1 protein-coding gene is annotated in these 1,602 nt (G+C 68.5%); it reads right to left on the bottom strand.

Annotated features, from left to right (window positions below; all coding sequences use genetic code 11):
• Window positions 1–50 precede the first annotated feature (50 nt).
• On the bottom strand, window positions 51–1,337 hold the full coding sequence (gene clpX / locus ACFUEL_RS39495; protein ID WP_014135752.1) for an ATP-dependent Clp protease ATP-binding subunit ClpX: 1,287 nt from the start codon (window positions 1,335–1,337) through the stop codon (window positions 51–53).
• Window positions 1,338–1,602: the final 265 nt, after the last annotated feature.

Genomic DNA, 1,602 nt, shown 5'->3' with positions numbered 1-1,602 from the left:
CCCCGCACCGTCACCGGTGCGGGGCCCTTCCCGTGTGCTCGCGGCGCGTCTCAGGCGCTCTTCTCCCGGCGCTCGCGCTTGATCATGTCGCGCGGGACCAGGGTCGGGATGGCGTGCTTGGAGACGACGTCCCCGGTGACCACCACGCGGGCGACGTCCTGCCGGGACGGGACCTCGTACATCACGGACATCAGCACCTCCTCCATGATGGCCCGCAGACCGCGCGCGCCGGTGCCGCGCAGGATCGCCTGGTCGGCGATCGCCTCCAGCGCGTCCCGGGTGAACTCCAGCTCCACGCCGTCGAGTTCGAACAGCTTGCGGTACTGCTTCACCAGCGCGTTCTTCGGCTCGGTGAGGATCTGCAGCAGCGCCTCGCGGTCCAGGTTGTGCACGCTGGTGATGACGGGGAGGCGGCCGATGAACTCCGGGATCATCCCGAACTTCACCAGGTCCTCCGGCATCACCTGGCGGAAGTGGTCCGCCGAGTCGACCTCGCGCTTGGAGCGGATGGTCGCGCCGAAGCCGATGCCCTTGGCGCCGGCCCGGCCCTCGATGATCCGCTCCAGGCCCGCGAACGCGCCGCCCACGATGAACAGCACGTTGGTGGTGTCGATCTGGATGAACTCCTGGTGCGGGTGCTTGCGGCCGCCCTGCGGCGGCACCGAGGCGGTGGTGCCCTCCAGGATCTTCAGCAGCGCCTGCTGCACGCCCTCGCCGGAGACGTCCCGGGTGATCGACGGGTTCTCGCTCTTGCGGGCGACCTTGTCGATCTCGTCGATGTAGATGATCCCGGTCTCGGCCTTCTTGACGTCGTAGTCGGCCGCCTGGATCAGCTTCAGCAGGATGTTCTCGACGTCCTCGCCGACGTAGCCGGCCTCGGTCAGCGCCGTGGCGTCCGCGATCGCGAACGGCACGTTCAGCATCCGGGCCAGGGTCTGCGCCAGCAGCGTCTTGCCGGAACCGGTCGGGCCCAGCAGCAGGATGTTGGACTTGGCCAGCTCGATCGCGTCGTCCCGGCCGCTGCCGGAGCGCCCGGCCTCACCGGCCTGGACGCGCTTGTAGTGGTTGTAGACCGCGACCGACAGCGCCTTCTTCGCGAGGTCCTGGCCGACCACGTACTGGTCGAGGAACTCGTAGATCTCGCGGGGCTTCGGGAGCTCCTCGAAGCGCACCTCGGAGCTCTCGGCGAGCTCCTCCTCGATGATCTCGTTGCACAGGTCGATGCACTCGTCGCAGATGTACACGCCTGGCCCGGCGATCAGCTTCTTCACCTGCTTCTGCGACTTGCCGCAGAACGAGCACTTGAGCAGGTCGCCACCGTCTCCGATGCGTGCCACGAGGTGCTTCCCCTTCGCCAGGGGCCCCGCGGGGGTCGGGGCCTGGTGCTGTGAGACCGGCTGCGCCGTCGGCGGTCGGTCTGGTATCCGACGGTACTCTGCCGAGCCGCTGTTTCCGCCGACTTCGACCGCTCTGCCCTACGCCCTGGGCGAATTGATACCGAACAGATGCCGTCGCGGGCGCATGGACCCGACTGCCCATTGTGCGGGACGGGGGCCCGGACCGGAACGCCCCGGGGTGGTGCGTACGTCACGTACGCACCTG

Origin of the sequence: Kitasatospora sp. NPDC057198, assembly GCF_042670125.1 — a bacterium.
Classification (GTDB): Bacteria; Actinomycetota; Actinomycetes; order Streptomycetales; family Streptomycetaceae; genus Kitasatospora.
The sequence above is the reverse complement of the archived record's forward strand: the minus strand, read 5'-3'. Positions and strand labels throughout refer to the sequence as shown.